This is a genomic window from Pectobacterium carotovorum (assembly GCA_016415585.1).
Taxonomy (GTDB): Bacteria; Pseudomonadota; Gammaproteobacteria; order Enterobacterales; family Enterobacteriaceae; genus Pectobacterium; species Pectobacterium carotovorum_K.
This window is the reverse complement of sequence record CP066552.1, coordinates 2,282,016-2,307,898: the sequence shown is the minus strand read 5'-3', so window position 1 is coordinate 2,307,898 and position 25,883 is coordinate 2,282,016. Positions and strand designations below refer to the sequence as shown.

Genomic DNA, 25,883 nt, shown 5'->3' with positions numbered 1-25,883 from the left:
CTGTTGGAATAAACCCACAAGGCGCTTGATGATCTCAGATGATCAGAACGATTTTAGCGTATTACTTTTTACGCTTTACTCTTTCTGTTCCTGTGCCAAATCGTTAGCGATTTTCACCGTTTCATCCAGATAAGGATCGGGTGCCTGATAGTCCTTCGGCAGATCTTCCAGCGATTTGAGCAGTTTTTTACCTTCTCTCGCCAGTCGATCGTTAATCCGCTTCAGACGCATCGCTTCATCATCGTCATTCTCTTTCTCGCGCTGGGCAAGATTGAGCGACACGAGGTTGCGCTTATCCTTCATCGCGTTGTAGCGGGCAATATCCTGCGCCACATACTGGAATTCAGGATCTTTGGCGATACGCTCCTGATGATGTTCGTTCAGTTTGCTAATCAGTGCCTTCAGATCGCCGCTCTTCGTGTAGTTGGCTGCTTTGATGCTGTCCCACGGTAGCGCGTTGTCTTCAAACTTCTCACCGGTATCTACCGTTTCCGTGCCGGTTGGCATCATCACGTCAGGCGTCACGCCTTTCATCTGCGTGCTGCCGCCGTCAATACGATAGAATTTCTGAATCGTATATTGCACGGAACCCAGCGCTGGCCAGTCAGGACGCAGCATCTGATCGTAAATCCGATTCAGCGAGCGATACTGCTGCACAGTGCCTTTACCAAACGTCGGTTCACCCACGATCAAAGCACGGCCATAATCCTGCATTGCCGCGGCGAAGATCTCAGAAGCGGAAGCACTGAAGCGGTCTACCAGCACCACCAGTGGGCCTTTGTAATACACAATGCCGTCGGTGTCGCTGTCTTCGCGCACTTTGCCATTGTTATCACGCACCTGAACCACCGGGCCGCCAGGGATAAACAGACCAGAAAGCCCTACCGCTTCCGTCAGCGCGCCGCCGCCGTTAGTTCGTAAGTCAATCACAATGCTGCTGACGTTCTGTTTTTCCAGCTTCTGGAGCTGAACTTTCACGTCATCCGTCAGGCCGACATAGAAACCGGGGATATCCAGCACGCCGACTTTATCCTTGCCGACCGTCTTGACGGACATTTTAACCGCCCGGTCTTCAAGGCGAATGCGTTCACGCGTCAGCGTGACAATGCGGGTTTTCGTCCCCTTGCCAGCAGGCAGGATTTCCAGACGTACCTTGCTGCCTTTCGGCCCTTTAATCAGCGCAACGACATCATCCAGACGCCAGCCGATAACATCCACCATCGGTTTGCCGTTTTGGCCTACACCAACCACGCGGTCACCAACGGTAATGCTTTTGCTTTTCGCTGCCGGACCACCGGGCACCATGGAATTGATCATGGTGTAGTCGTCATCCATCTGCAGCACCGCACCAATTCCTTCGAGCGGCAGGCTCATTTCGGTATTGAATTGCTCGGTGTTACGCGGTGACAGGTAGCTGGTGTGCGGGTCAATTTCACGCGCAAAGGCGTTCATGACGAGTTGGAAAACATCTTCGCTGTTGCTCTGCGCCAGACGACGAATCGCAAACTGGTAACGCTTGGTCAGCGTCTCTTTGATGTCTTTATCATCTTTACCGGTCAGCTTCAGGCTGAGCCAGTCATATCTTACCTTGGCATCCCACAGGCGGTTAAGTTCACCCACGTTCTGCGGCCAAGGGGCTTTGCTGCGATCGAGTTCAAACGTCTCATTGCCCGTCAGATCGACCGATTTATCCAGCAGCGACAGTGCATATTGAAAACGCTCAAACCGACGCTTCTGCGCCAGATTGTACAACGCGTACGGAACATCCAGTTGACCGGATTTCAGCGCGTCGCCCAACTGGGCTTTTTGCCCGGAAAATTGTGCCACATCAGAGGCCAACAGCACGTTGTGGCTGTAGTCCAGCATATTGAGGTAGCGGTTAAAAATTTTCTCAGAGAACTGCGCATCCAGCATAAACTGGCGATAGTGCGAACGCAGGAAACGTGAGGCCACCCTGTCGCTAACGGTAGCATGTTGAGGTTCCTGATGTAGCTGAGGAATCTGTTCAACACGCGTAATGTTTTCATTTGCAAAACTAGAGCCCGCCAGCAGTAAGCCTGCGATGGCGGTTATTCTGACTAAGTTGTTCATGCCCAGGTTGGCCTCCGTATCAGAACTGCAAGTGTTCTGCGCGTACAATCATTGCCAATCCAGAAGCCAATTGTACTCTGACTTCGCCTTTGGCAATTTCAAGCACGGTGGCATCCATGGCGTCTTTGCCGGCTCTGACTTTGATTTCCTGACCGATTTGCAGTTTGGAAACATCCGTAACCGCTACCCGTTGAGGCTCATTACTGGCAGGCTTTGCCTGACGAGATTGAGCATTAGCGGATTGCGGAGAAGAGGACTGCGATTGGCCGGAAGAAGGCTGACGTGGTTTACGTGGTGCGCTGTTTTGGGATCCACGGTTTTGGGATGCATTGTTTGAAGCATCACGGCGCGGCGCACGTTTCTGAGCGGGACGAGGGGTACGCGCTGCTTCTGCCGATTCTCCGGCCGCTTCACGTTTTTTCGCCTGTTGCTCAGCACGCTGAGCCTGAACTCGTGCTTTAGCTTCTTCCAACTGCTTACGAGCATGATCGACATGCTGCTGTTCCAACTCACCGCATGGGTTACCATCCAGATCGACACGTTGAGCACCCAATTTTACACCGTACAAATATCGCCAGCTTGAAGTGTACAGACGCAGCGCAGAGCGTAATTGCGTCTTACTGACGTTATCGGACTCCGGCACACGCTCAATAAGATCCTGAAAAATACCGATCTTTAACGGACGAGTTTCACCTTCAGTGGTGAAACAAAGCGGGAACCGCTCTGCCAAAAAGGCAATGACTTCTTTACTACTGTTCAACTTAGGTTGATTTTCCATGAAATTTCCTGATTACAACGGGTTTGCCAACCGGCGCAGGCATGAACAGGCGTCATTATAATGACGCCATCGGCAATTGCCACGTTAACCTTGTCTCAACGTGAGAGAATTGATGAATGTCATCACATCGCTCGCTTCCAGTTGAGCACAAAGTACGCTCACCACGGCCTTCAGCCCTTCTTCATCATCCGCGTCAAAACGCTGATAAAGGGTACTGTCAATATCCAGAACGCCAATCGGTTGCCCGTTAACGACAAGCGGTAGCACAATTTCAGCATTACTCGCGGCATCACAGGCGATATGACCAGGGAACGCATGGACATCATCCACGCGCTGAATGCGATTTTCAGCTATTGCCGCACCGCATACACCTTTGCCAACCGGAATACGCACACAAGCAACCTTGCCCTGAAACGGTCCCAGAAAAAGCGTGTCGTTATCCAACAGGTAAAACCCTGCCCAGTTAACCCCATCCAAACGCTCAAACAGCAGTGCACTGCTGTTTGATAAAATCGTAATAAAACGGTTTTCATCCGCGATAAGCGATGACATATCGCGAATGAGATCCTGATAAAATTCTGGTTTATTCATAACGTATATCGTTGTCTTTTCAAAACAGTGCGAACCATTCCCGCACAGACTGCATTAGCATCGGTTACAGAATGCCATAAGATTAGCGCCTTCGCGCGAAGAATCATCCGCTTTACTGTAACGCTGTCGTGCATATCGTGCTATTTCCACCGACAAAATAATATCGGGTAGAGATCAGAACCTTATTATGAATTTATCATTCGTTAAGCCTTCAGTTACACTAAATCTACCCTAAATAATTCGAGCTTCAGGACAAGCGTTAACGTTTGAACACCACAGAGCGTTAGCCCCTTAGGGCTAGGCCTATTTATAAGCTTTGTTACGAGGCCCGTCGTTGGTAAGAGACAGGATGTTTCTCATTTCATCCCGAGGGGGCTTACTCAGATAAGTATTCGGGTGAGTGACAAATCAGTCAGGCAGATTGAACGCGGCTTACAGTGACCCCACGGAGCAAAAGCCGAGTAATGCAACCAATACACATGCAACTTGATGTATGGCGGGTATAGCAGTGAACACACTATCCATCATGAATATAACGGAACCCAACACCTTCACCGGATCGCAGGAAAGATGAAAATACATAATATAGCCAGCCCTGCGCCGTTTCCCTCTCCGCGACCGCCGTTAATCGATGGCGCGAAAAGTGCGGTATCCACCCTAGATCGCTACCATCGCTGTCCGGAATGCGATGCCTTTTTTGCACTGCCGCCGTTGAAGCGCAACCAGACAGCGAATTGTCCACGTTGCGATGCCAAAGTTAGTTCAGGCAGAGACTGGCCCATATCCAGGCTAGCAGCGATGGCCGTTGCCATGCTGGTACTCATGCCGTTTGCCTTCACTGAACCGTTGATTAGCATTCGCCTGCTGGGCGTCACCATTAATGCCAGCCTGTTTGAAGGCATTTGGCAAATCACTCGTCAGGGGCATCCGCTCACAGCAAGTATGGTCGCCTTCTGCACTGTAGGCGCACCGCTTACGCTCGTTTTTTCTCTGCTCTACCTGTTTTTTGCTCCCCGAATCGGGATGAACCTGCGTCCCATCCTGCTCATGCTAGAACGGCTAAAAGAGTGGATGATGTTGGATATCTATCTGGTCGGCATGGCCGTTGCCGCAATCAAAGTCCGAGAATTCGCGGATGTTCAGGCAGGAATCGGGCTGGTCGCCTTTCTGGCGCTGATGATCTTAAGCCTGCTGACGCTGATTCACTTAAATACCGACCAGCTTTGGCAACGGTTTTATCCGCGCATGAGGCCGTTGATTTCGCCGGATCGCTATCGAATCTGTCTGTCCTGCCATTTCACCAGTTCGCCAGACAATCGGGAGCGCTGCCCTCGTTGCCATATTCCGCTTCGCTTACGCCAGCGGCACAGCCTGCAAAAATCCTGGGCAGCACTGATTGCTTCCATCATTTTACTGTTTCCCGCTAACCTATTGCCCATATCAATTATTTATGTCAACGGCGCACGCACGGAAGACACGATTTTCTCCGGTATTCTTTCGCTCGCGTCAGGCAATGTTCCGGTCGCGCTGGTGGTCTTTATCGCCAGTATTCTGGTGCCGTTTACTAAGGTTATTGTGCTTTTCGGGCTGCTGGTGAGTATCCATCTCCGATCGGAAGGCAACATAATGATGCGCATGAAGATGCTGCGCGTTATCCGTTGGATCGGCCGCTGGTCCATGCTCGATTTATTCGTGATTGCCCTGACAATGTCGCTCGTCAACCGCGATCAACTCCTCGCTTTCACCATGGGGCCTGCTGCTTTTTACTTTGGCGCAGCGGTGATTCTCACTATCCTTGCCGTTGAATGGCTGGATAGCCGACTGATGTGGAATAACAATGCAAGATAATACGTCCAGTACACCAACCGAAGCTACCGTGAAAAGCAAGCGTCGCCTGTCGCCGTTTTGGCTGCTGCCGCTGATTGCGCTGATGATTGCTGGTTGGCTGATTTACACCAACCAACAGGAACGAGGCGCAACGGTCACCATCGATTTTGTCTCCGCTGACGGCATTGTCGCCGGGCGTACGCCCGTGCGCTATCAGGGCGTTGAAGTCGGCACCGTGCAAAATATCAAGCTGAGTGAAGATCTGCGCACCATACAGGTCGAAGCCAGTATCAAAAGCGATATGAAGGAAGCGTTACGCAGCGGCACGCAGTTCTGGCTGGTTACCCCGAAAGCGTCTCTCGCTGGCGTTTCTGGGCTGGATGCACTGGTGGGCGGTAACTACATCGGGATGATGCCCGGTTCTGGCGAGCCGCAAGAGCACTTTTCTGCACTGGATACACAACCCAAATACCGCGTGAATACCGGAGAACTGCTGATTCATCTCCATGCGGACGATCTGGGTTCACTGAATACCGGCTCACTGGTTTACTACCGTAAAATTCCAGTAGGGAAAGTCTACGATTACACGGTTTCTCAGGATCGCCGCGGTGTGATGATTGACGTGCTGGTGGAACGCCGCTTTACCCATCTGGTGAAGAAGAACAGCCGCTTCTGGAATGTGTCCGGCTTTAATGCCGACATCAGCGTCAGCGGCGCAAAAATTGAGATGGAAAATCTGGCGGCGTTGGTGAACGGTGCGATCGCGTTCGATTCGCCGGAAGAGAGCGAGGATGCCGGTGCCGAGCAATCCTACCGCCTCTACCCCGATCTGGCACAGAGCCAGCGCGGTGTGAAAATTACGCTGGATTTACCTTCTGGCGACAGCCTATCCGAAGGCCGCACCCCGCTGATGTATCAGGGACTGGAAGTCGGCACTCTGAGTAAAATCACGCTGAGCCCAGACGATGGCAAGGTCAGCGGGGAGCTCATCATCGATCCTTCCGTGGTTTCGCTGATGCGGGAAGGCACACGTATCGAACTCAGTAAACCTCAGCTTTCGCTCAGCGATCTGAATGTTTCACGTCTGCTGAGCGGCCCAACGCTGACGCTCATTCCCGGTGAAGGCGAACCACGCCAGCATTTTGACGTGCTGGATAGCGGACAACAGCAGCTCACCCAGCCCGGCGCGCTTTCTATTCAGCTCACAGCCGCACAAAGCTATGGCATTGATAGCGGTCAACCCGTGCTGTTGCACGGCGTGCAGGTCGGTCAGGTCGTGAAGCGCACGCTGGACGAACAAGGTGTCAGCTTCCTTTTGGTGATCGAGCCACGATATCGCCAGCTATTACACCGCGACAGCAAATTCATCGTTAACAGCCGCGTGAATGTGAAGATGGGGCTGGATGGGATTCAAGTGCTGGGTGCCAGCGCGCAAGAATGGGTAAGCGGCGGTATTCAGGTTTTACCGGGCAGCAAAGGTGACGTTCAGGCTCGCTATCCGCTGTTCAGCGATCTCGAAAAAGCCGAGGAAGGCATTCGCGGTGCCACGCCTTCTCCGACTCTCACCTTAGTGACCGACAGCCTGCCGGATATTCAGGATGGATCCATCGTGCTGTACCGTAAGTTCCAGGTCGGCGAAATCATGCGGGTACGGCCGAAGGCGGATACCTTTGAGGTTGAGGTTTATATTCGCCCTGAACACCGCAAACTGCTGACGGAAAACAGCGTGTTCTGGGCAGAAGGCGGGGCTCGTGTGCAGTTGAATACGTCGGGCCTGACCGTGCAAGCCTCCCCGCTGAACCGAGCGCTTAAAGGTGCGATCAGTTTTGATAATCTGGAAGGTGCACCGGAAATTAAAGGCGGTAAACGCGTCCTCTACAACAACGAAACGGCGGCGCGCGCCGTGGGGAGCCGCATCATTCTACGTACCTACGATGCCAGCAAACTCGCGCCGGGCATGCCGATCCGCTATCTGGGAATCGATATCGGTCAGTTGGATTCGCTGAAGTTGTCCGATCAGCGTAACGAAGTGCTGGTGCAGGCCGTACTCTACCCTGAATATGTGCGTAATTTCGCTCGCTCCGGGACACGTTTTTCCGTCGTTACGCCAGAAATTTCCGCCGCTGGTGTGAATCATCTGGAAACGCTATTCCAGCCTTATATCAACGTCGAGCCGGGTAACGGCAGCGTAACGCGCAATTTTGAGCTGCAACAGGCCACTATCTCCGACTCTCGCTATCAGGACGGCTTGAATATCAGCGTTGATGCGCCAGAAGCAGGCGCATTGCAGGTCGGTACGCCAGTGCTGTTCCGCGGTATTGAAGTCGGTACGGTAACTGGGCTGTCGCTGGGCACGCTTTCGGATCGTATCGCCGTGTCGCTGCGCATCAGCAAACGCTATCAGCATCTGGTACGCGACAATTCCGTCTTCTGGCTGGCTTCGGGTTACAACCTGGAATTCGGCCTGACGGGGGGCGTCATCAAGAGCGGAACCTTCCAGCAGTTCATTCGCGGCGGTATCGCGTTTGCCACGCCACCCAGCACGCCGCTCGCCCCCAAAGCACAGGAAGGAAAACATTTCCTGCTGAGGAACGAAGAGCCCAAAGAGTGGCGGCAATGGGGTACGGCGATTCCGACACCGAATAATTAACCTCACCACCGGACAGGGCAGCGATCGTTGCCCTGTCGTTTTCACGCGTCGCTTTGCCGTTTTCACATGATGTATGAAGGATCCGTGCTACACTTCGCCGCTTCTTCCCCTCGTTTTACTGAATAACCTGTACGGAACCACGCCGTGGCAAAATTTACCCCAGCCAACCTGCCTGCTGAATTTCTCGACACCATGCGGGACATCATGCCTTCATCGCTTTCGATGGAGGATTTTATTGCCGCCTGCCAGCGTCCGCTGCGTCGGAGCATCCGCGTGAATACGTTAAAAATCAGCGTCGATGCCTTTCTTCAGCTCGTGCAACCCTATGGCTGGCAACTTGAGCCGATTCCCTGGTGTCAGGAAGGTTTCTGGCTGCTGAATGCAGAAGAAGAAAATACGCGGCTAGGCAATACGCTGGAGCACCTGAGCGGACTGCTTTATATTCAGGAAGCCAGCTCCATGCTGCCCGTCAGCGCCCTGTTCCATCGTAACGATGCGCTTGAAACGGTTTTGGACGTCGCGGCTGCGCCGGGCTCCAAGACAACGCAGATTGCGGCGAGACTGAATAATGAAGGGGCTATCATCGCCAATGAGTATTCAGCCAGCCGGGTAAAAGTGTTGCATGCCAACATCAGCCGCTGCGGCGTCAGCAATACCGCGATTACACACTTCGACGGGCGGGTTTTCGGCGCGGCACTGCCGGAGTATTTTGATGCGATTCTGCTGGATGCCCCATGTTCGGGTGAAGGCGTGGTGCGTAAGGATCCGGCGGCGATGAGCCACTGGTCGCAAGAGAGCATTACCGATATTGCTGCCACACAGCGCGACCTGATTCTGAGCGCGTTTCATGCTCTGAAGCCCAGCGGCGTGATGATTTACTCTACCTGTACGCTGAATAGGCACGAAAACCAGCAGGTCTGCCATTGGCTACAGGCGCAGTTTCCTGATGCATGCGAATTTGAATCGTTACACGATCTCTTCGCCGACGCCGAACGCGCCACAACGGAAGAAGGCTTCCTGCACGTCTTCCCACAGATTTATGACAGCGAAGGCTTCTTTGTTGCCCGCTTACGGAAAACCGCCAGCGTGCCGCCCCTGCCGCGTCCGGGTTATAAAGTCGGTAAATTTCCATTTTCTCCGGTTGCCCCCAAAGAGGCTGCGTTACTCGCACAGGCAGCAGGTAAACAGGGTATTCACTGGGATGATACGTTACTTCAACTGTGGCAGCGTGATAGCGAAATCTGGCTCTTCCCTGCGGCGCTAACTTCCGCTTTCGGCAATATCAAATTCTCACGTATTGGCATTAAGCTTGCTGAACGCTTCCCTAAAGGTTTCCGCTGGCAGCATGAAGCGGTTGTCGCGCTGGCCGATCCGAATGCAGACAATGCCTACGCGCTGACCGATCGCATCGCCTGCGAGTGGTTTCAAGGTAAAGACAGTTATCCGGAACCGCTTCCTGCTGCGGATGAGCTGATTTTAACCTACCAGAACACATCTGTCGGTCTGGCAAAACGCATCAGCAGCCGGATAAAAAACAGCCTGCCGCGCGACTTAGTGCGGGATGGCGCAGCCTCCGCCCAGCCTCTTTCTAAAGAATAAATGCGGTTTCTACATCAGGTGGCGATAAAACCACCTGATGAACCGCCCATTCTCTCTTTCCTCACTGATTTTCATCTACAATTATTCCGACGTATATACCCTAAATAATTCGAGTTTCAGGAAGGCGGCAAGAGAGGGAATCCCGATGAGCTTACTCAGGTAAGTGATTCGGGTGACTGAACGCAGCCAACGCACATGCAACTTGAAGTATGACGGGTATAGAGAAAATCGGTAATGTCTGGAGAACAGCATGTTTGCGTTAGTGATATTTGTTTGTTATCTCGGGCATGGCTGTGACGACTTGGTCGTTGGTGCCTACAACACCGAAGCGCAATGTCTGCAAGCGATGGATGAACAGCGCCTGCGCCGCGCGGGTTGCTTCCCCATTGAAGAGTATATTGATGGCTTCTGGATCCCCGCCCAGGAGTACGCTGATTTTTAGTTTTCCCGCCTGAGTATTCTCATCGACACACACCAAAACCGCGCATGCCAAAATGAAAGTGATTAGCGTGTGCGGCATTGTATTCCGGCCCCAGCGAGTTACCGAAAAAACGACAGCTTTCCCTGAATGTGTTACGCAAGTAGCTGCCGCGATCGTCCGCTTCTGACCACTGATTCAGGACGCTAATCTGCCGACCGTCAGAGAGACGAAAAGCAGCAATATCCCATGCGTCCGCCGTCGCATGCTCGCTCAAACGTCCTTCCGGTCGGTGATAAACATTTCGACAGGCATAGCTGCCCATATGGTCGATGCGCGCTAGCGACGTGCCAAGCGACTGCGCCTGCGGCACCGCAATTTGCGAAACAAACATAGTGCTACTCAGCGCCAACGGACAACTGGCAAGAAAACTGGAACTGAGCCTGACCGTACCAAAGCCTTGTATCTGCACGGGTGACGCGACCGGACATTGTCCATTGATGTCATTGGCCTCGGAGAATCGCAGACGCCCGCTCTCCTGCGCCTGCTTTAACACGGTCAAACAGGCTTCAGGATCGTTGGCGACAGACTTCATTTTTAGCCGGGTAATAAACGTAGGCGGGTCATCGACGGACAGCGGAGAAAGGGGATCATAGCCGGGCGGGAGTTGACGTTGGATCCAGGGTGCCAGAGCGACTAACGCCCCCAGTATCACCACAACGATTACCCATCCCCGCATCAGCCCCGTCTCCCGATTATTGTCTTCTCCTGAATAATATTATGCTATTAACGCGAATTCGGCCGGATTCATCCCCAAAGCGATCCCCGCCTCCACGATTTTCTGCCACTCCTGATCGGACAAATCAATACCATCAGCGTTACGTTGCGCCTGCGAAATACGTTCCGGTTCACCAGCGATTAAAATAGGCTGTGTCGGATCGGGAGCCGTTGAATAGAGAACATAGTCCAGTCTCGTATTATTTTTGGGTTCATCCCAAAACAAGCCTCACTACCACACTATGGAGCCACTATCGGGGCACCGTTCCCAATTTTGTGCTCGCCTGCCGATGCCTCTCCCTCCGGTTGTGAATAGAATATAAGCAAATCAAGTGATATACCAATCAGTGCGATTGCTTTAACCATCTGGTGAAGGATCCCCTCAAGCAGTACCATCCCAGCATTGTAAGACGTACACAGACGGCTGACATATAGGGTTGCCTGCTTATCGGGCGTAAACAATATGGATTTTATTTAAATGAAAAAGACATCGCGTTTTCTTCTGGCGCTTGCCGGATTATTGGTTTCCGTTACTGCTTATTCCGCAACGCTCTCTCCAACTCATCCGGAGGAAACTCGGATACCGGCCATCAAACTGATCAATACGCCAGACAATCACTCGGCCTTCGTAACAGGCAGTGTTCCCGCTCTGGAAAAAATTACCGCGCAAAAATTTTGGCTTAGTAATTCCACTGAAGCCTGGGAGATGAACGTTCACCCGGCACCGCGCAAACAATATGTCATCACGCTGAAAGGCACGTTGAAATTTCGGGTCAGCGATGGTTCCACTTTTCTGCTTTCTCCTGGGACTGTCTTGATTGCCGCCGATACGCAGGGGGAAGGGCATAGTTGGGAGATGGTTGAAGGTACCGAGTGGGTCAGGATTTATATTCCGATTGTGGAAGATAGCGATTATTTCACCCCCAGTTCATCGGTTGCAGTGCCACCTAAAACACACTAATTCTTCACAACAAATGGGCGGCAGATCTCTGTCGCCATCTATTGACGAAGCAAGAATACGTAGCGAACAAGGTACACGGCACACAACGCGGGTTTCCAGCTTGGCTTTAGTACCAATAGTATTTAGGGCGTTGATTGAGTTCTATTTCTTAGCCGCCATGACCTTGCCTGCTAGTTCAGCAATAGAATTGACACCATCTAATACCGCTGGAATATTGTCACTACTCATCTGAATAGGATTGAATATTAATTTTTCAAAATCGCTTGGAAACCCAATGATTTTTCCGATACTATCTCCATCAATAAATATTTTCTTAGCCACTTCATTATTGCTCAGTCTAATAATTTTATCGAAATGTTCATTTTTTTGCTTCATGTAGTTTCTGATAAATTCACAAGAGGCAATGCGATGTTCTATTTGAACCAATTGTGTCTTGAACGATTTCACCTCAACATATGCAACTCTTGAAAAATAAAACAAAATAATTTCGAAGGCAATGATAGGTAAAGAATAAAAAATAGCACTTTGTAAGTTAAAGCTAACTAACTGCATATAATATTCGTAATGTGTCCAATCGCATATTTTCATGATAACAGGTGCTATAACATGAATAATAATTGATATAGAAAGAACAACCAGTGGAGTATATATTGCACGCTGCATTAATTTGTCATATCTTTTATTTCCCTCAGTCAATTGACACAATATCCTATCTTTTATTTTCACAAAAGTTTTTGTAAAAACATTAATTTGCGCTGTTGATTCCAAATTATTCAGAACTCTTTCTAGTTTTTCAACCTCACGCTGCAAATTCTTAGCTCTCTTGATTTGAGATGCTAAATCATTTACAACTTTTTCATTTTTAATGACTAAATCATAAGCAGTATCTATTTTTTTCCATCTAAAAAAAACTTAGCACTTTTAAAGAAAAAATCAATCTTGTAGGCTTCATAGCCGATATTTGATTCAGGCAAGAAAAAACTACAAACATAATCCACATGAGACTTATCTGGCCCAACAAATTCATTAATATAATCATAACCACTCCAGAATGAGACCTCCACATAAATGTTTAATATGTTCTTTAAAAACTCATCTATTATTTCACTGGGTATTTCACCTTTAGTTGATGCCTTTAACCTTTCAAGAGAATCATCATTTAATAATTTTTTATTTAAAAGATGGATGTTATATCTTGCATTCTTATTTAAATTAATTTTATCTTTAGAGTAAAGTCTAAAGAAATTTGCAGAAAGACATACAAACAATGATTCTTTTTTATCATCAAACAAACTCTCATTATATGTGGTATTCGTCAATTGATTAGCTTAGAAATATTTTGAAATAATATCATTTCTAATAGAATAAATATTATCATCATCAAATTTATTTTCATTACTCATTATTTAAATCCATTCTAGTTTAAGTAGCAATCTATTTTTTAATGTCAAATACAACGCCTGCAACAAAGCTTCTGCTCCCTCCCCCACCAGTCATATGGCATACGCCCATTAATCACATCATGGCAAAACGAACAACCCTATACTGCAGAAGTCATCACCTTTATACCCCATACCGTGTGTAGGGCTCGGAAGATGACACAATACCGTCGTTTCTGGATTGCCGTTAAAGATGCCAGAGATCTGCAACGTACAAGCCTACCCTCGGGCAGACTCACGTAACGCTTTGTTTCTGAAAGCAGGAGATTTTCTTATCATAATCAAAAGTTCATCAGTTGGCTAACGGCTTGTTCCATTTCATATTGATCAGCAAAATACTGGCTCAACGTCTCATTCCAGATTACGCCAAATACGCCGCGGTAAACCTTGTCGAACTTCTCTTGCCCCATGTTGACGAATGCTATGCTTAAGCGTGCCACCATAAGGATTAGGTGCCAGATCGTAAAATCTGGCTCTTACCATGGCGTGATTCAAGTAAGTATCTTTGGTTTTAACTACCTCTGGGTCAAAACAGCGCTTAAGCTGTGCCGTTGCCCCATCAACATAGTGACCAGCTTTCGGAATACGCCACTCAGTGCCGCCCGTACGAACCAGCTCAGGAACTTTAAAATTGACGCTATCGCCGTCGCCGGAGCCAAAAAGTGCAGCGGCATCACGTCATGACCTTTGATCACGCGCATTGTTGCAACCTGATGCCGTAATGCCAGCAAGACCGATTACATGATTAGCGCTGGCATTAGAAAAAATAACCAACTCGGAACAGTTGAGCTCAATGGGCTAACAAAAGGATTTGTTAAAGCAAGAAAAACATCGGGGATTGAATTAGATGAGAAGCCGCCGACGTTTCATGAAATAAGAAGTCTGGCTGGCAGATTGTATGAGAAGGAACGAGGAAAGAAATTTGCTCAGAAGTTATTGGGGCATAAATCAGCAAAAATGACGGAAAAATATCTGGATACGAGAGGGAAAGATTACGTCTATTTATAAAAGGCCGCATATCGAATTTCGTGGATTTTTCGTGCATTTTCGTGGTCTCTGAAAATAAAACCTTAAAAAACAATAGGTAAAAAAAAGACCGAATACGATTCCTGTATTCGGTCTAGAGAAATGGCTCTTGGGAGAGCCGTGCGCTAAAAGTTGGCATTTATACAAGCTGTACTAGCCCTGTACACTTAAGCTTAGCCAACTTCTTCGCATTTTCCAGCCTCAACCCACTCGCAATCATCACAAATGGAACATATTTCACACTTAATATTAGCCATAAATAAATAACTATTTAACATCAATAGGTAAATCAGCCACTTCATGGTTTAGCGGTCTGGCTAGCACAGGTGAGATGTGCAGAGCTTGATAAGCATATACTGGTGGCGTTCAGGGCGTTCCACTAGCAGCCCGTCCTTAGCACAAAAAATATGGCATCCATAGCCGCACGGCTATCGACGTGTTTACGGTGCCTTCCCTGCAGATAATGAAAATATTATCTGGTTGGGGTCTTGCACAGCGGTACTGGGAAAGTCAGTTATGTGGGCGGTAGCAGCAAAGGTTCTTCATTATTTATCAATATGTTGAAGCACCTGGAAAGCCGATACAGACGAGCCAAAACCATCACAGTGATTGTCGATAATTACATCATTCACAAAAGTCATGAAACGCTACGTTGGTTAAAGAACAACTCGAAGTAATGCCAAAGGCATGTGGCAACGTCGCTCAGGACAAAACAGGAAAGAGTAAGATCGAAGGGCAAAAAAAAGCCGACAAAACTGTCGGCATGGTGTGAATCAATTGTGCTATGCAGTAATTCAAAAAAGGAAGTAAGACAATATGGAGCGCAACGCCCATCGCTTGACGTTGCATTCACCTGCGGGAATGATAGTGCCGCACAACAGGGTAAAAAATGTTGATATTGCTCAATTTACGCGTGGTTTTTTAGCTGTTCACGGCAGTTTGTGATTATCTGCGCACCCGTTCGCTGCGAGTCGTTATAGCCATTTACTGCGTTTTAACCACCATGCAACGCCGCCCACCAATATCACCAACATCAGGCAGAACGTGAAAAAACCAAACGGCGCATCGCCGCCGGGAATTCCCCCTAAGTTGACGCCAAATAAGCCGGTTAAAAACGTCGTTGGCAGAAAAACCATCGCCAAAAGCGACATCGTATAAGTGCGGCGGTTCATCGCTTCGGTCATCAGCGCGGTGATTTCATCCGAAAGCACCGTGGTGCGCGCAATGCTGGCATCCAAATCCTCTAATCCGCGCCCTAACCGATCGGCAATCTCTTGCATTCTACGGCGATCGTCATCCTGTATCCAGGGAAGCTTCTCGCCGGAAATGCGGGAGAAAACATCACGCTGTGGCGTCATATAACGGCGTAACACGATAAGCTGTTTGCGAATCAGCGCCAGCTCACCGCGCGGAGGAATTTTTTGCTCCAGCAAATCCTCCTCCAGATCGATGATTTTCTCATGCAAATCATCAATAAACTCGCTGGTGTGATCGGTCAATGATTCCGCAATGGAAACCAGCCAGCTTCCGCTGTCCGTCGGGCCATTGCCTTCCTTCAGGTCGGTAAGAATTTCGTCGATAGCCAGAATCTTACGACGTCGGGTAGAAATAATCAGCTTGTCGGTAATGAACACCCGAACCGCCACCAGTTGATCTGGCCGCGCATTGGCATTCAGGTTAATGCTGCGCAGCGTGATCAGCGTACCTTCCCCCAAACGCGTGACTCTGGGGCGAGCGCTCTCCCCCGCCAACGCATTGCGTACGCTATCCGGCACCAGCGTCGTTTTATTCAGCCAACGCACGCTGGCGGGCAAGGTAGAATCTAGGTGTAGCCAGCAGGGTTTCTCGCTGTTAACCACATCCTGCTCGCCAATCGGAGTCACGCCCCCCTTTCCATCCAACTGATACGCATGAACCGCACCGCTGTGTTGCAACTCTTTTCCTGCCAAGGATTCCACGTTTTGCCTCCAACGGCCTTTACTATCAGGTCTTTTGCTATCAGTTTTGCACGCTACCGGCCGGAGTGACCATCACGATCGCTCCGGCTTTATCGACACATCATTCGATGGATTAATACGGTACTAATGCTTTTCGATATAAAGCATGTGGCTGTATGCCACGTCTTCGGGATTAGTAATGGGATAGCCTTTCACCCACGGTTTGATCAGGCGTCCGTTGGTATATTGATAGATCGGTGCAATCGGTGCCTCATCCATCAATATCTGCTCTGCGCGATTGTAATCCGCATTCAGCGCCTGTGGGTTAGTCTGGTTGCCAGCTTCATCCAGCACGCGATCGTAATTCGCATTTTTAAAACGCGCGATATTGCCGCTATGGTGCGATGCCAGCAGTGAGAGGAATGTCGACGGCTCGTTGTAGTCCCCCACCCAAGAGGCGCGTACAACATCAAAATTGCCGCTATTGCGGCTGTCGATGTAGGTTTGCCACTCTTGATTGGACAGACGGACGTCAACGCCCAGCGTTTTCTTCCACATGGACGCCACAGCAATCGCGATCTTCTGATGGCTCTCCGATGTGTTGTACAGTAGCGACAATTTCAGCGGATTATTTGAGCCATAGCCTGCGGCCGCCATCAGCGCTTTTGCCTGCGCATCCAGTTCATCCTGCGAATATTGCTGTAACAGGCTTTCCGTCGGTTTGAAGCCTGCCGTAACATCCGGCGTGAAATGCCAGGCTGGTTTTTCCCCTGTGCCCAGAACTTTTTCGGCAATCACTTTACGGTCAATGGCATAAGACAACGCTTTCCGTACACGAACATCATTGGTCGGCGCACGTTGCGTGTTAAACGCATAGTAATACGTGCCAAGCTGATCGGGTGTATAAACCTGACCGGGTAAGTCTTTTAGCAGCTTTTGGTACAAATTTTTAGGAAATGACTCGGTGATATCGATATCCCCAGACAGATAGCGTTTTGTCGCATTCGATTCCTGATTGATGGGAACAAAGGTCACTTTCGTCAGGCGTGTGTTGGCGTTATCCCAATAATATTGATTCTGCGTGAGCACCAGCTTCTCATTCACGACGCGATGATCCAGCTTAAACGCGCCATTCCCGACCAGATTTCCCGGCTTCGTCCAGTCGTTTCCGAATTTTTCTACCGTAGCTTGATGTACCGGGAACAAGCTAAAATTCGCCGTAAGGCTAACAAAATAAGGTACAGGCTTACTCAGTTGCACTTTCAGCGTGTGATCATTGACGGCCGTCACGCCAAGCTGATCGACTGGCAGCTTGCCCGCAAGAATCTGCTCGGCGTTCTGAATCCCCGCAAGTCGGGCAAACCAGGCGAATGACGAGCTGTTTTCAGGCGTGACCAAACGACGCCAGCTGTAGACAAAATCGTTTGCCGTAACGGGTTCACCGTTAGACCAGCGGGCATTATCTCGCAGGGTAAAGATAAACGTGCGGTTATCGGTCGTCTGCCAACGCAGCGCTACGCCAGGGACGATGTTACCCTTGGCATCCTGATTGACCAGCCCTTCAAACAGATCGCGCGCCACCTGCGCTTCCATCAACCCCACCGCTTTTATCGGATCGAGAGAAGCTGGTTCATCTTTAATGTGGCGGACGATTTCCTGTTTCTCAGCCAGAACTGTTCCCGCTGGAACCTGCGCCGCGACAGCATTGCCCGTCATGGCCGCCATCAACGCGGCATAAAATGCAGAATATCCATAGTGCATGATGATTTGACCCGAAAGCATAATGAATTGATTAAACAATATAATAGTCAGAAATTGTCGCAGTCATCCAGCGATCCCACCTCAATTTGTCAGCTTGCATCGCGGTTTGCGTCTCTGAGCCGATTTTTTTATGATGAAACGTATAGGTAATCACAGGGCGACATCATGGAAAATACAATCATTCCTCTTCTGGCTCGCCAGCAACGCGGTAATTTGCCTTCGCTGGGTGAACCTTACGGGAAATCTCTGCTGGGCGCACCGCTACTGTATTTCCCAGCCGAATTAGCGCCATCGGAAAGTGGGCTGATTATTGCCGGAACACACGGCGATGAAACCGCGGCGGTTGTGGCGCTTTCCTGCGCGCTTCGTACCCTTTTTTCAGGGCAGCGCCGCCATCATGTGATTCTTGCGGTGAACCCGGATGGCTGTCAGTTGGGCCTGCGTGCCAACGCTAACGGTGTCGATCTCAATCGCAATTTTCCGGCCAGCAACTGGCAGGCGGGAAAAACGGTGTATCGCTGGAATAGTGCCGCAGATGAACGCGATGTCGAGTTATCTACAGGGGAAGCCGCAGGTTCAGAACCGGAAACAAAAGACCTTTGTGCGCTGATTGAGAAACTTAATCCTCACTGGGTTGTCTCTTTTCATGAGCCACTCGCCTGCATTGAAGATCCGCAAAGTTCCGAATTGGGTCGATGGTTGGCACAACAGTGCGAGCTGCCACTCGTTTCGAGTGTCGGTTACGACACACCCGGCTCTTTCGGAAGCTGGTGCGCCGATCGATCGCTTCATTGCATTACCGCTGAGCTTCCGCCTATCTCGGCAGATGCCGCCAGCGAATGCTACTTGAAAGCGATGGTGGCATTGCTAAGCCAGCAATTTTAATCGTAATTTTTATACCAATGTTGCTAATGTTGCCCTAAACTGAGCAGCGTGTTAATCACCTGTAATTAAGGACGCAAACATGTCACAGAACGTACATTTTCAAGGCAATCCTGAGCCAGTAGCAGGGTCATTCCCAGCCAAAGGAAGCAAAGCCCCAGCATTTACTCTGGTGGCTAAAGATCTGTCCGATACCCCGCTGAGCAACTATGCTGGCAAGCGCAAAATCCTGAATATTTTCCCAAGCATCGATACCGGTGTTTGTGCCGCGTCCGTGCGCAAATTCAACCAACTGGGTTCTGAACTGGATAACACCGTTGTTCTGTGTATCTCTTCCGATCTGCCGTTCGCGCAGTCCCGTTTTTGCGGTGCGGAAGGTCTGAACAACGTCGTTGTACTGTCTACCCTGCGTGGCGGTGAGTTCAAAGAGAGCTATGGCGTTGCTATCGCCGACGGCGCGCTGAAAGGTCTGACCGCTCGCGCGGTTGTCGTACTGGATGAAAACGACAACGTGCTGCACAGCGAACTGGTGAACGAAATCACCACTGAACCAGACTACGACGCAGCACTGGCTGTTCTGAAATAAGCGATACTGGCATTACGTGAAAAACGGCTGCGCAAGCAGCCGTTTTGTTATTTGATATCGGTCTATTAACCATAAATATAATCGAGTTACTCTGTTAATTATTCCATCTCATTCAATCATGAATTTTTATTAATGTTTCTTGTATCATTATCATGATATGAATATATCGATTATGCGATAGCTCTTCTATTTCATATGGTTTTTCTCGCCAAATTTTAATGTCTCGTGCCATTAGTAATAGACACTGTATTTTGTATGGAATAATGATTAGTGAAGACAGAATGCAGTGCTGACATGGCTGACACTGACATGCGATGACTATTCAAAGGAATGATGACAGTTGAGAATATTATTACTTCCTCTTCAAATAGCCGCTTTATTTTCTGGCCTTGCTTTTAGCCAGAACAGTGAGGCGTCATTCACGTTTGATCCACAAAAGTGCCACGTCCCTGACCCTGAGGGCAAAGCCTATGTTGCCTTGCGGGATACGATATTCCATATCTCTATCGATCAACTCAGTATCCTGCACGACCCTGTTTTACGCGATGGAGAAACCCTGCCACTCCCGCCCGATCCTAGCGAGCCTCTCGGGTGTAAAGGCAATCCACTAAGCCAGCAAAGTTTATTGTTCAGCCGCAATTTCAACGGAAAGCTGGGAGATCGTCCTGACTGGCCCAAAGCCTGGCCGTTACGAAAATTTCAGCTATTCAGTTCAACGCCGAGCCATTGGGGACTTCATCTAGACGAGCGCCATGACAAGATGTGTGAAAATCGCTTAAAACAGACAGGTCTGGTTCCCAACATGACGGCCTGTTTATTTGAGAAGAACCCTGCACGCCCGGATCGATATGACGTGGAGGAGGCAGGAAGTTGGCTGATTGATCCTGAGGTATATTCTGCTCCGTTTAATAAGAGACTCGCTATTTTTTGTATGTTTGCCATTTCAGGAGGAACCGACTGCGAAGTCGGCTATAAAATTTTCCCTACGGTGAACCTTCACTATGAATTTAACCCCAAGGATTTTCCGCTGACTGAGGTTATTAACTTTGATAAATATCTGAGAGCCGAACTAGAACAGGCCGTGGTTAAAGATTACCCATGGAAGAAAAGCCCCCCTAATTGAACCTTATATAATATGGAGATGGATATATGGCAATTACCTATGAATATCATTACGGAAATGGCGGGTTCATTCTATCTGAGCCACAACAGAAAGAGCTTAGAACATTACTTGATAAACAGCTAACTCAATCTGGCACAGGAGCGAAATCGCTCGCTGTTCCGCTATATGATAAAATCCTCAGTTATCTTCCTGAACCTAGCATAAATGTAGGTGAATATTTTAAGGTCTATACTTGGTTACAGGGTGCGCGTGAAGTCAATAATGACTCAAGCGTATATTCCGTTTTCATTAGGAATTATACCAAGATACAGTATGAATTACGTTATGGAGAACTGAACGAACTCGAGTTAAGCATACTTAACAATAAAATCGATGAGGCATCAAACAATATAGGATTTGAATTGGTTAGAAATATACTTAACCACAATGGCTTACTTCCCGGATTAGAAGGACTAGGTGTATTAGATGGTGCTGAAGCTGCCAGAAAGGTATTTCAAGGTGACATCTATCCAAAAGGTGACTTTACGGGCTGGGCTGGCACAATGCTTTTCCCTTTCTTGGGTTATGATCGGTTTTATGAGGAGTGGTTATTAACCACAGAAGAAATTAATGCAGAAATCCGTACGGGGAGTGGTATTGTCGATCGCATCATAAAAGAGCATAGCGGCACTTATGACTTGATTGCCGCATTGCAGGCTAACCAGGAAACCATTGATAGTTATAATTTACTAGAATCTATTTATGCCGTTATTCGCAGTTTTGAAAATGTCGATAAATCACAGCAAGAGATTATCGAACAAACCAATAATTTTATTAGCACAGCCTACGCGCTGCCAGCCGATCATCCGTTCTTAGCCGGTAATAAATTACCTTATGATAAAGTCTTATTTCAAACTACAAATTTAGGATTCTCATCTGGTAGTCAAGGCGATGATGATTATAAGGATTTTTGGATAGGTGACAGAGCAAACTATCTTAATTACATCGTGCATGCAGGTATAGGAAATGACAACATCCTTGGTGTCCCTACGACTTATTTAGGTCTAATTCCTGGCAGTGCGATGATTGATGGTGGGCCAGGTTACGACACATTATCCTATCATGCGACTCGTGATGGTGGAGATAACGTAGTCCCCCTTAAACTCAGTATTAGCTTTGAGAAAATAGATAGCTCTTTATACAACTGGAGATTCTCTATCGATAAATCACCCTCTGAAGGATATAGTATTTATAAAGGGCATGATTATGCTTATAGCGTAGAGAAAGTCGAAGGGACAAATAACTCTGACACGATTATCATAAAAGAACTCCCTATATCTAATGAAAATATCATCGTGGACTTATTAGAGTCTAAGACTGGATATGGCGATACGATTGACCTTTCCCATATAAATCATGGCGTAGAACTTTCATTAGTCGGTAATGAAGTGGTCTTTCCCTTTGAAGGTGAGGGTAACGGATCCCTGACAATCAGGAATATAGAGAACATTATTGGCACATCATTTGATGATATATTATACGGTAATGGTGACAGTAATATTATTGTTGGTGGAAGAGGTGATAATATTATTTACGGTAACGGAGGGGCGGATAAATTTGTTATCACTCAAGGCGTAAATACCATAAAAGATGCCGATAGTGATGATAAACTTTACATTAATCTCTCTTCTATAAATCAGTTAACTAACCAAAGAGATCTCGGCATAGAATTAAAAGGTGGATTTATTATTCGTAGTAGCTCCCCCAACCCCGGAGGAGAAGTAATACTTCAAGACGGTGATACCGCTGTGTTTTATCCTGCGATCCCTAATCCGATGAATTTTTCGCCTGCGCTTGGAGGAAGCAGAAATATGATTGATGACACGTTGGGCGATCAATTCATTGTTCGCTACACCTTGTCAGGGACGACACTCTTCGTATCGGCTTCTTTTGCTAAGTTGGATCCCGCAGAAGCCATTATTGAAAACTATGATGCTGGCGATCTGGGACTGAAATTTAAATCGCTTGTTGTTCCTAACTATTCTAATGCGGCAGCTTCACATGCCGGTAATATGGAGCAGTTAGTTGACCAATACGTTCAATTACACTCAGAGATGATTACAGATCGTTTCACTCTCCCTACCTCTTCTGATTTATGGTATGCCTGAGACTGATATCCTTCTAATCATAACAAAACGGCTGCGCAAGCAGCCGTTTTGTTATTTACTCCTCGTCATCCCCCGACGATTTGCGTTGGCTGAGCCCATATTCCCGCAGTTTGTTGGCTATCGCCGTGTGCGATACCCCTAAGCGTTTCGCCAGTTTGCGTGTGCTTGGATAGGATTGATAAAGGCGGGTCAGCACGGAGCGCTCGAAGCGCTTGTTGATGTCGTCCAGCGAGCCATCAAGCAGAGTTTCATCTTGCGGCGCATCAATCGAAAACGCCGGGAGATCGATGTCCTGCATATGCAGTTCGTTGCCTTCCAACTGCGTTAGCGCTCGGTAAATGGTATTCCTCAACTGCCGAACGTTACCCGGCCAGCCGTACTGCGGCAGGAAATGTTCCACATCTGCGGCCAATTTGGGACGCGAAACCCCCTGTTCGTCGGCAAAGCGCGCCACGAAAAGCTCGGCCAGCGGCATAATATCCGCCGGACGTTCGCGCAGCGGCGGTAACATCAGCGTGAGTACATTGAGGCGATAATAAAGATCCTCCCGGAACTCACCGCGCTGCACCAGCTCCAATAAATTTTTCTTGGTCGCGCAAATCACTCGCACATCGACATGGACTTCGTGATCTTCACCGACGCGGCGGAATGTTCCGTCATTCAGGAAACGCAGCAATTTGGTCTGCATCTGTGCCGACATTTCACCAACTTCATCCAGCAGAACCGAACCACCGTTCGCCTGTTCGAAGAAGCCTTTCTTGCCTTCCTGCGCATTGAGATACGCGCCGGGCGCATGGCCGAACAGTTCGCTCTCCATCACGTCATCGGGTAACGCCGCGCAGTTCAGCGCCAGGAAAGGATTTTTGCCACGCGGCCCGCGCAGGTGGCAGGCACGCGCCAGCATATCTTTGCCCGTCCCCGTGTCACCCACGATCAGCAGCGGCGCGTCCAGCATTGCTAATTTGCGCGCCTGCTCAACCACCTGACGCATTTTCGGACTCACCGCCACGATATGATCGAATTCATTTTCATCGTTCACGGCGAGATTCTGCAACTGTCGGCCCATACGAGCGGCCGATTTCAGCATCACCAGCGCGCCCGCCGTTGCCACTTTCCCGGCATCATCTTCCAGACGGACTGGCGTCATTTCCAGCAAGAAATCCTGACCGCGAAGCACCACACGCTCCGCCACGACGGCGCTACTCTTCTCCAGCCAACTGGCGAAATTGAAACCGGGGATCATGCTGCCAATCGTCAAGTCGCTGATGGTCTCTGCCGATTGTTCAAACAGCGCCAGCGCCGCGGGGTTAAACAGCTCCAGCTTTCCTTTCATATCCAGCGAGAATACAGGTTCAGGCATCGATTCCAACAGCGCATTCAACGCCCGGTGCTCGCGCTCAGACGGCATGAATGCCACGGTACGCACATCGCTGACGCTGTCAATACGGCGGATTTCCGTCATCAGCAGACGGAAATCATCAAAATCGAGGGTGGCAAAATTGAGGTAGATACGACCAATAGACGCAATTTCAATGCCGCGTAAATCAATATTGCGTGACGCAAGTAGATCTAACAGTTCACGGACCATACCAATGCGGTCTTCACAAATCACTTCCAGATGCATCAACGGCTACCTTCTTCAAGAGACACGATATGGCTATTGCTACTGATAATACCCTTTCGTTTGCACCGGATGAAGTAAGGTGGCAGCAAAAGTTGACACATCTGTACGTTTTTTCCACGTCAATGACGAAACGGGGTTAAGACAGCGGCGTCGTTGCCATCGCCACAATGGTTCGAATGCCTTCCAGATAGTTACCGAGGCGTAAATTCTCATCAAAACTATGCTGATTATTGTCGGCATTCACCAGAGGAACGATGACGTAAGGCACTTTCAATACGCTGACCGCGCCGCTCATCGGCAGTGTCCCGCCCATCATTCGATTCTTCTCCGGTGCGATGCCGCGCGGTGCGGTTGTAGTCGCAACCGCCCAGTGCCCCAGCAGGGAATCGATCTCGGTTCTGGCCGCATAGGCGCTGCTCGGATAAGCCGTCAGGCTAAGGGAAATAAGATGCGGATACTGCTCGCGTTCGGCCTGCGTAGGCGCTTCACCGGCAATGATATGAAAGCCTTTGCTGGCGATATACTGGCGTAACAGCGCATACATATCATCCGGTGGCGTCTCCGGCACGGTGCGAATATTCACGCTGGCCGTCGCGGTTGACGGAATCGCGTTCGAGGCCTTTTTGCCCGTGTCGCCCGCTTTAATGCCGAGAATATCCAGCGAAGGATATTGCACCGCCTCTGCCGCATTGCTGGCGACCTTCTCTAACTGAGCAACACCAAAGCGTTTCTCCAGCGAACCCGAGGGCGGCGCGGTCTCTGCGACTTGTTTTTTATCGTTCTCGCTAAGCGTGACACGGTCATAGTAACCGGGGATCGTGACCTTACCGTCCGCATCTTTCATGCTAGCTAACAGCGTGGCCAAATTTTGCACCGGATTGGGAATGACATTGCCATAACCGCCGCTGTGCGCCGCCGCGTTCGCACCGAAAACCGTCATATCGATCTGGATTGACCCACGATTACCAAAGTTGATGCCAGGACGATTGCTGGACGGCATCGCGCCGTCGTAAATCACCATACCGTCACTTTTCAGCAGCGTCAGATTGTCAGCCATGACCGTCGTCAGACCGGGCGAACCTTTTTCCTCTTCAGAATCCAGCAGCACTTTGATGTTGACCGCAGGCTCAACGCCCTTATCTTTCATGGCGTCCATGGCGGCGAGAAACATCACGATCGGCCCTTTATCATCGGCCGATGCACGAGCAAAGAGGCGCCATTCTGGATTGATATCCCCTTTCAGAAGGCGTGACTCAGACAGCGTCTGCCATTTGCCCGCAGCGTCTTTTTCTTTCAGTACAGGCTGCCACGGCGGCGTTTGCCACTCGGACGGATTCACGGGCTGTCCGTCAAAATGCATGTAGAACAAGATAGTTTTACGATCGGCTTTTGGCGTGCCCAGCTCAGCATAAACCAGCGGCTTATCACCATTTGCCAGCTGTTGCGTGGTGAAGCCACGCTTCTGAAAAGCCTTTTCCAGCCAGTCGGCATTACGCTGGATATCCGCAGGCACGGCAGCATCATTTGGCAACGTGAGTAATTCGAGATATTCAGGGAAGCTATTTTGCGCGTAACGTTCCGCATCGGCGGGTGCCAGTACCAGCTGTGCGCTGGCAGGTAAGCAACGATAAACGACGATGGCACACTACCTGCACCATCGTCTTCA

General features: G+C 49.3%; 19 protein-coding genes and 6 pseudogenes. 11 read left to right on the top strand and 14 right to left on the bottom strand.

What is annotated here, in order from left to right; genetic code table 11:
* Positions 1-75 precede the first annotated feature (75 nt).
* From prc to JFY74_10225, 3 genes are all read right to left on the bottom strand, one after another.
* A complete protein-coding gene (gene prc / locus JFY74_10235) occupies positions 76-2,091 on the bottom strand; it encodes a carboxy terminal-processing peptidase (protein ID QQG30358.1) in 2,016 nt (671 codons plus the stop codon).
* Positions 2,092-2,110: 19 nt separating this feature from the next.
* Entirely contained in the window at positions 2,111-2,869 is a 759-nt protein-coding gene (gene proQ / locus JFY74_10230) for an RNA chaperone ProQ (protein ID QQG30357.1), read from the bottom strand.
* Positions 2,870-2,953: 84 nt separating this feature from the next.
* Entirely contained in the window at positions 2,954-3,460 is a 507-nt protein-coding gene (locus tag JFY74_10225; GenBank protein QQG30356.1) for a GAF domain-containing protein, read from the bottom strand.
* A 570-nt stretch (positions 3,461-4,030) separates the two neighbouring features.
* Here JFY74_10225 and yebS point away from each other — a divergent pair.
* The 4 genes from yebS (at position 4,031) to JFY74_10205 (ending at position 9,978) form a co-directional block, all read left to right on the top strand.
* Positions 4,031-5,308 (top strand): membrane integrity lipid transport subunit YebS, encoded by a 1,278-nt coding sequence (gene yebS / locus JFY74_10220; GenBank protein ID QQG30355.1) that lies wholly within the window; start codon positions 4,031-4,033, stop codon positions 5,306-5,308.
* Complete coding sequence (locus tag JFY74_10215; GenBank protein ID QQG30354.1) at positions 5,298-7,937, top strand: MCE family protein; 2,640 nt, start codon at positions 5,298-5,300, stop codon at positions 7,935-7,937. Before yebS ends, JFY74_10215 begins: the two co-directional genes overlap by 11 nt.
* A gap of 144 nt (positions 7,938-8,081) precedes the next feature.
* Positions 8,082-9,536: a 16S rRNA (cytosine(1407)-C(5))-methyltransferase RsmF gene (rsmF, locus tag JFY74_10210; protein ID QQG30353.1), complete on the top strand. Its 1,455-nt coding sequence runs from the start codon at positions 8,082-8,084 to the stop codon at positions 9,534-9,536.
* Between the two features lie 250 nt (positions 9,537-9,786).
* Positions 9,787-9,978, top strand: coding sequence for a YebW family protein (locus tag JFY74_10205; protein QQG30352.1), 192 nt, complete (start codon positions 9,787-9,789; stop codon positions 9,976-9,978).
* 19 nt (positions 9,979-9,997) lie between these two features.
* Here the strand turns inward: JFY74_10205 and JFY74_10200 are convergent, their stop codons facing one another.
* Complete coding sequence (locus JFY74_10200; GenBank protein ID QQG30351.1) at positions 9,998-10,693, bottom strand: extensin family protein; 696 nt, start codon at positions 10,691-10,693, stop codon at positions 9,998-10,000.
* 39 nt (positions 10,694-10,732) lie between these two features.
* Positions 10,733-10,924 (bottom strand): annotated as a pseudogene (locus JFY74_10195) (lactate dehydrogenase).
* Between the two features lie 285 nt (positions 10,925-11,209).
* On the opposite strand from JFY74_10195, the gene JFY74_10190 reads away from it, so the two are divergent.
* Positions 11,210-11,692, top strand: coding sequence for a hypothetical protein (locus tag JFY74_10190; GenBank protein ID QQG30350.1), 483 nt, complete (start codon positions 11,210-11,212; stop codon positions 11,690-11,692).
* 141 nt (positions 11,693-11,833) lie between these two features.
* Here JFY74_10190 and JFY74_10185 read toward each other — a convergent pair whose 3' ends face one another.
* The 4 genes and pseudogenes from JFY74_10185 to JFY74_10170 all read right to left on the bottom strand — a co-directional run bounded on the left by JFY74_10185 (position 11,834) and on the right by JFY74_10170 (position 13,680).
* Complete coding sequence (locus JFY74_10185; GenBank protein ID QQG30349.1) at positions 11,834-12,502, bottom strand: hypothetical protein; 669 nt, start codon at positions 12,500-12,502, stop codon at positions 11,834-11,836.
* A gap of 77 nt (positions 12,503-12,579) precedes the next feature.
* The gene (locus tag JFY74_10180; GenBank protein ID QQG30348.1) at positions 12,580-13,011 is read right to left on the bottom strand and encodes a hypothetical protein; all 432 of its coding nucleotides are present in this window, start codon (positions 13,009-13,011) and stop codon (positions 12,580-12,582) included.
* A gap of 87 nt (positions 13,012-13,098) precedes the next feature.
* Positions 13,099-13,407: pseudogene (locus JFY74_10175) on the bottom strand (DUF1364 family protein).
* A gap of 5 nt (positions 13,408-13,412) precedes the next feature.
* A pseudogene (locus tag JFY74_10170) lies at positions 13,413-13,680 on the bottom strand (DUF1367 family protein).
* 165 nt (positions 13,681-13,845) lie between these two features.
* Between JFY74_10170 and JFY74_10165 the strand changes: the two are divergent.
* Positions 13,846-14,139, top strand: a pseudogene (locus JFY74_10165) (tyrosine-type recombinase/integrase).
* A 400-nt stretch (positions 14,140-14,539) separates the two neighbouring features.
* Here JFY74_10165 and JFY74_10160 read toward each other — a convergent pair.
* A pseudogene (locus JFY74_10160) lies at positions 14,540-14,623 on the bottom strand (IS5/IS1182 family transposase).
* 1 nt (position 14,624) lies between these two features.
* On the opposite strand from JFY74_10160, the pseudogene JFY74_10155 reads away from it, so the two are divergent.
* Positions 14,625-14,819 (top strand): annotated as a pseudogene (locus JFY74_10155) (IS630 family transposase).
* 312 nt (positions 14,820-15,131) lie between these two features.
* On the opposite strand, the gene zntB reads toward JFY74_10155, so the two are convergent.
* Both zntB and JFY74_10145 read right to left on the bottom strand, forming a co-directional pair.
* Positions 15,132-16,115 (bottom strand): zinc transporter ZntB, encoded by a 984-nt coding sequence (gene zntB / locus JFY74_10150; GenBank protein ID QQG30347.1) that lies wholly within the window; start codon positions 16,113-16,115, stop codon positions 15,132-15,134.
* Between the two features lie 123 nt (positions 16,116-16,238).
* Positions 16,239-17,855, bottom strand: a complete 1,617-nt coding sequence (locus tag JFY74_10145) for a peptide ABC transporter substrate-binding protein (GenBank protein QQG30346.1) — start codon at positions 17,853-17,855, stop codon at positions 16,239-16,241.
* A 165-nt stretch (positions 17,856-18,020) separates the two neighbouring features.
* Between JFY74_10145 and mpaA the strand changes: the two genes are divergently transcribed.
* The 4 genes from mpaA (at position 18,021) to JFY74_10125 (ending at position 22,593) form a co-directional block, all read left to right on the top strand.
* Entirely contained in the window at positions 18,021-18,740 is a 720-nt protein-coding gene (mpaA, locus tag JFY74_10140) for a murein tripeptide amidase MpaA (GenBank protein QQG30345.1), read from the top strand.
* Positions 18,741-18,819: 79 nt separating this feature from the next.
* A complete protein-coding gene (gene tpx, locus JFY74_10135; GenBank protein ID QQG30344.1) occupies positions 18,820-19,323 on the top strand; it encodes a thiol peroxidase in 504 nt (167 codons plus the stop codon).
* 340 nt (positions 19,324-19,663) lie between these two features.
* Positions 19,664-20,446, top strand: a complete 783-nt coding sequence (locus JFY74_10130; GenBank protein ID QQG30343.1) for a hypothetical protein — start codon at positions 19,664-19,666, stop codon at positions 20,444-20,446.
* A 26-nt stretch (positions 20,447-20,472) separates the two neighbouring features.
* On the top strand, positions 20,473-22,593 hold the full coding sequence (locus JFY74_10125; GenBank protein QQG30342.1) for a calcium-binding protein: 2,121 nt from the start codon (positions 20,473-20,475) through the stop codon (positions 22,591-22,593).
* Positions 22,594-22,648: 55 nt separating this feature from the next.
* On the opposite strand, the gene tyrR is transcribed toward JFY74_10125, so the two are convergent.
* Both tyrR and JFY74_10115 read right to left on the bottom strand, forming a co-directional pair.
* Complete coding sequence (tyrR, locus tag JFY74_10120) at positions 22,649-24,217, bottom strand: transcriptional regulator TyrR (GenBank protein QQG30341.1); 1,569 nt, start codon at positions 24,215-24,217, stop codon at positions 22,649-22,651.
* A gap of 136 nt (positions 24,218-24,353) precedes the next feature.
* A complete protein-coding gene (locus JFY74_10115; protein QQG30511.1) occupies positions 24,354-25,856 on the bottom strand; it encodes a M20/M25/M40 family metallo-hydrolase in 1,503 nt (500 codons plus the stop codon).
* Positions 25,857-25,883: the final 27 nt, after the last annotated feature.

What these genes read in the sequence shown, in the direction of transcription:
- JFY74_10190 (QQG30350.1), top strand. Translation starts at nt 11,210, where the DNA reads ATGAAAAAGACATCGCGTTTTCTTCTGGCGCTTGCCGGATTATTGGTT.
- JFY74_10205 (QQG30352.1), top strand. Translation starts at nt 9,787, where the DNA reads ATGTTTGCGTTAGTGATATTTGTTTGTTATCTCGGGCATGGCTGTGAC.
- yebS (QQG30355.1), top strand. Translation starts at nt 4,031, where the DNA reads ATGAAAATACATAATATAGCCAGCCCTGCGCCGTTTCCCTCTCCGCGA.
- prc (QQG30358.1), bottom strand. Translation starts at nt 2,091, where the DNA reads ATGAACAACTTAGTCAGAATAACCGCCATCGCAGGCTTACTGCTGGCG.
- JFY74_10125 (QQG30342.1), top strand. Translation starts at nt 20,473, where the DNA reads ATGGCAATTACCTATGAATATCATTACGGAAATGGCGGGTTCATTCTA.
- JFY74_10145 (QQG30346.1), bottom strand. Translation starts at nt 17,855, where the DNA reads ATGCACTATGGATATTCTGCATTTTATGCCGCGTTGATGGCGGCCATG.
- tpx (QQG30344.1), top strand. Translation starts at nt 18,820, where the DNA reads ATGTCACAGAACGTACATTTTCAAGGCAATCCTGAGCCAGTAGCAGGG.
- JFY74_10225 (QQG30356.1), bottom strand. Translation starts at nt 3,460, where the DNA reads ATGAATAAACCAGAATTTTATCAGGATCTCATTCGCGATATGTCATCG.
- JFY74_10200 (QQG30351.1), bottom strand. Translation starts at nt 10,693, where the DNA reads ATGCGGGGATGGGTAATCGTTGTGGTGATACTGGGGGCGTTAGTCGCT.
- mpaA (QQG30345.1), top strand. Translation starts at nt 18,021, where the DNA reads ATGGAAAATACAATCATTCCTCTTCTGGCTCGCCAGCAACGCGGTAAT.
- tyrR (QQG30341.1), bottom strand. Translation starts at nt 24,217, where the DNA reads ATGCATCTGGAAGTGATTTGTGAAGACCGCATTGGTATGGTCCGTGAA.
- proQ (QQG30357.1), bottom strand. Translation starts at nt 2,869, where the DNA reads ATGGAAAATCAACCTAAGTTGAACAGTAGTAAAGAAGTCATTGCCTTT.
- JFY74_10215 (QQG30354.1), top strand. Translation starts at nt 5,298, where the DNA reads ATGCAAGATAATACGTCCAGTACACCAACCGAAGCTACCGTGAAAAGC.